This window comes from Okeania sp. SIO2B9, assembly GCF_010672505.1.
GTDB lineage: Bacteria > Cyanobacteriota > Cyanobacteriia > Cyanobacteriales > Microcoleaceae > Okeania > Okeania hirsuta.
Genome location: NZ_JAAHGK010000701.1, coordinates 1 through 4,062 on the forward strand (window position 1 = coordinate 1; position 4,062 = coordinate 4,062).

Here is a 4,062-nt window from a genome sequence, read left to right on the forward strand (position 1 = left end):
TTGCGGTGTCTACAATTGGTTGGGCATAGTTAACGACCTGCCACTTCCTGTCTACAAACCCACCCCATCTACTTTTTTATTCTTGCTTCTTGCTTCTTGGTTCTTCCTTCTTCAAAATGATTAAAGGCAATTCAATTAAATCATCCATAAATGTATCAAATTAATTTAAAATTTGCTATGGTAAGTATAGTATTTTAATTTTTTTTCGACAATTTAAAAATCATAGTAATACCATAATTAATTTACTTATGCCTACTCAATATTTAGATAGTTCAAATAAGAATAAATATCGAAAAGCTTCTCTACGTAAAGTTTTTGTATTACCTATTGTGCTGCAAATTATGTTTGCTGTAGGTTTGACCGGATGGCTCTCGTTACGCAATGGACAAAAGGCGGTCAATAATGTTGCTAGTCAGTTACTCAATGGAGTGACAACCCGTGTTGATGAACATTTAGAAAGCTATCTAAAAATTCCTCCTTTAATTAATCAAGTTAATAGAGATGCTATTCGTATCAATAATTTAGATGCAGAAAAACTCTGGGATTGGCAACAATATTTATTTAAACAAATGCAACTATTTCCAAATATTAGTAGTATTAGTTTTGGCTCTACCGAAGGAGAAGTAGTATGGTTAATTAGATTAGAGGATCAAAGTTTACAATTAGGAATTAGCGATTATTTAACAGCAGGAAATCTAGAACAATATACTCTTGATCGACAGGGAAATATTATCCAACCACGAATTGAAAGTTTTCCATACGATCCGAGGAATAGACCTTGGTATCAAGCTGTTATCGAAGCGGGAAATCCTACCTGGACTAAAATTTATCCTTGGATAGATGGAGATAATTTTGGCATTTCTAATGGATTACCTTATTATGATGAAAAAGGTATTCGTAAAGGTGTACTTAGTGTAGATTTAACTCTTGATAAAATCAGTCAATTTTTAACTAAGCTAAAGATAGGTAAATCCGGAAAAGTATTTATTGTCGAACGTTCTGGATTAATAGTGGCTACATCCATTTCAGAAGAGCTATTTATGACTCCAGGTAATGAACAAAATTTACAACGACTGCCAGCTTTAGAAAGCAATGTACCTGTAATTCAAGCTTCAGCTCAATACTTACAGAAAACCTTCTTTGGCCTGACTAAAATCAATCAAAGTCAACAGCTAAGTTTTAAGTTTAATAATCAACGTCACTTCCTAGAAATCAAACCTGTAAAATATGGTTTAGGTATTGACTGGATTATTGTAGTAGTAGTTCCAGAAGCAGATTTTATGGAAGAAATTAATATTCAAAGACGCAATACAATTTTATTATGGTTAGCAGCTTTAGGATTAGCAATACTTGGTGGAATTTTAACTTCTAGATGGGTGATTCAACCAATTATCAGCTTAAATAAAGCAGCTAGGGATTTTACTCAAGGAAATTGGCAACAAAAAGTAGATATTAAACACTCTGATGAACTAGGATAATTAGCCCATTCATTTAATACAATGGCTGTACAATTACAAGAATCATTTACTACTCTACAAGCGAAAAATGATGACTTACAAAGATTAGATAAACTTAAAGATGAATTTTTAGCAAATACTTCTCACGAACTTCGTACTCCTCTGAATGGAATGATTGGAATTGCTGAATCAATGTTAGATGGAGCAACAGGAGAATTATCGGAAATACAGCAAAAAAATTTATTAATGATTGCTCAAAGTGGTCATCGACTTACAGATTTAGTCAATGATATTCTTGATTTTGCTAAACTGAAACATCAAAATCTGGAGTTGCAGTTAAAACCTGTAGGAATCAGAGAAATAACAGAAGTAGTTGTTACTCTTTGTCAATCTTTAATAGGTACTAAAACTTTAGAATTAGTTAATTCTATTCCTGTTGATTTACCTCCAGTTTATGCTGATGAAAATCGCCTGCATCAAATTTTATATAACCTGATTGGTAATGGGATTAAATTTACAGATACTGGGAAAGTAGAGATATCGGTAGAGATTATTAATCAACAAGAAAATTCCCAGTTCAATAGTCAGCATCCAATTCTCAAAAACCAACAATTAGCAATTACTATTTCTGATACTGGTATTGGTATTGCAGAAGATAAACTATACAGAATATTTGAATCATTTGAACAAGATGATGGTTCCACAGCTCGTCAATATGGAGGTACTGGTTTAGGTTTAGCAGTTACTAAAAAACTGGTGGAATTGCACGGAGGAAAAATTTGGGTGAAATCTCAAATTGAAATAGGTTCTCAATTTACTTTTACTCTGCCAATATCTACAGAAATTGCTATTAGTAACAATTCCAATATATCAAGATTTACAGATGCTAATAATATAGCTATAACTGAACAAAAAGAAGAAGAGATTCTTATTCAAGAAGAGTCAAAAAATAATACAATCAAACCACTAGAAACCGTCCAAAGATTTCAAATTATGATTGTCGATGATGAACCAGTAAACTTACAGGTACTCGTCAATATTTTATCCCTCCAAAATTATGCCATAGTTCAAGCAATGAATGGTATAGAAGCTTTGAAAATAATTGAACAAGGTTGTCAGCCAGATCTAATTTTATTAGATGTAATGATGCCAAAAATGACTGGCTATGAAGTTACACAAAAATTGCGACAAAATTTCTTACCTAGTGAGTTACCAATTCTGATGTTGACTGCTAAAAATCAAGTTTACGATTTAGTAGAAGGATTGAATGTAGGTGCTAATGATTATCTGACTAAACCTATTTCTAAAAATGAACTAATTGCCAGACTTAAAACTCATTTTAGACTATCTCAAATCAACAGTTCTTATAGTCGTTTTGTGCCTGACGAGTTTATGAAATTCCTCAAAAAAGACTCTATAATTGATGTAGAATTAGGCAATCATGTAAGTAAAGAAATGGCAGTAATGTTTTCTGATATTCGGTCTTTTACCGCTCTTTCAGAAACAATGACACCCCAAGAAAACTTTAACTTTGTTAATTCATATTTAGGGCGTGTCAGTCCAAAAGTTAGAGATAATTATGGATTTATAGTAAAATATTTAGGAGATGGAATGATGGCTGTATTTCCTAATGGAGCAGATGATGCTGTCAAGGCAGGTATTGCCAAAATAAAAGAAGTTGTAGAATACAATATTATTAGGAAAAATCAGAGTTATAAACCTATTTCAATTGGCATCGGCATTCACTTTGGACAAATGATGGTAGGTATGGTGGGAGAACAAGCAAGAATCCAAGGTGATGCTTTTTCAGATAATGTAAACTTAGCTGCTCGTTTAGAAGGATTAACAAAATTTTATGGCGTTTCTATCATTATTAGTGAAGCAGTATTTAATAATTTAGTAGATGCAAATCAATATCAAATTAGATTTTTAGATCGAGTCCAGGTGAAAGGGCGGAATCATCCCATTAAAATTTATGAAGTTATGGATGGAGAAACCGAATCTTTGCTAAACTTAAAAAGACAGGTTAAGTCAAATTTTGCTCAAGGAGTTTTACATTATCAACAACAAGAATTTACCATGGCAAAGAAATATTTCCAAAAAGTATTAACAGTAAATCCAAATGATAAAGTCACAGAAATTTATTTACAACGAGTGAATAATTTTTTATCAGAGGGCACACCTACGAACTGGCAAGGAATTACAATCTGGAATCAAAAATAATCAAAAACTTGAGCAAATTATATCTGTATAATTGAAATGTAAGTAGGAAAAAATTAGCGATCGCTACCATGCCAAAGTTACCATTAAACCCTCTGTTTTATCAATCCCCACCAAAACTCCCCCTACGAGTCGTAGTCATTGTCCCATTTGTGCTGCAAATTATAGCAACAGTAGGATTAGTGGGATATCTTTCATTTACCAATGGTAAGCGCGCTATCAACGACCTAGCTAATCAGTTACAAAACGAAATTACAGCTCGTATTCAGCAGAAACTGAATATTTTTTAGAGACTCCCCATTTGGTTAATCAACTAAATGTAAATGCTATTCGTCTTAATCAACTTAATATTCAAGAAATTAATGATGTGGAGCGTCATTTATGG

General features: G+C 32.5%; 3 protein-coding genes. All 3 read left to right on the forward strand.

The window, feature by feature from the left end; all coding sequences use genetic code 11:
* Positions 1–248: 248 nt before the first annotated feature.
* The 3 genes from F6K13_RS21925 to F6K13_RS21935 all read left to right on the forward strand — a co-directional run bounded on the left by F6K13_RS21925 (position 249) and on the right by F6K13_RS21935 (position 3,967).
* Positions 249–1,478, forward strand: a complete 1,230-nt coding sequence (locus tag F6K13_RS21925; protein ID WP_124146545.1) for a cache domain-containing protein — start codon at positions 249–251, stop codon at positions 1,476–1,478.
* Positions 1,479–1,499: 21 nt separating this feature from the next.
* A complete protein-coding gene (locus tag F6K13_RS21930) occupies positions 1,500–3,680 on the forward strand; it encodes a response regulator (RefSeq protein ID WP_205127648.1) in 2,181 nt (726 codons plus the stop codon).
* Between the two features lie 68 nt (positions 3,681–3,748).
* Complete coding sequence (locus F6K13_RS21935) at positions 3,749–3,967, forward strand: hypothetical protein (protein ID WP_287288373.1); 219 nt, start codon at positions 3,749–3,751, stop codon at positions 3,965–3,967.
* Positions 3,968–4,062: the final 95 nt, after the last annotated feature.

Bases quoted from the DNA above. Each gene is read 5' to 3' on its own strand.
- F6K13_RS21925 (WP_124146545.1), top strand. From the start codon at position 249: ATGCCTACTCAATATTTAGATAGTTCAAATAAGAATAAATATCGAAAA.
- F6K13_RS21930 (WP_205127648.1), top strand. From the start codon at position 1,500: ATGGCTGTACAATTACAAGAATCATTTACTACTCTACAAGCGAAAAAT.
- F6K13_RS21935 (WP_287288373.1), top strand. From the start codon at position 3,749: ATGCCAAAGTTACCATTAAACCCTCTGTTTTATCAATCCCCACCAAAA.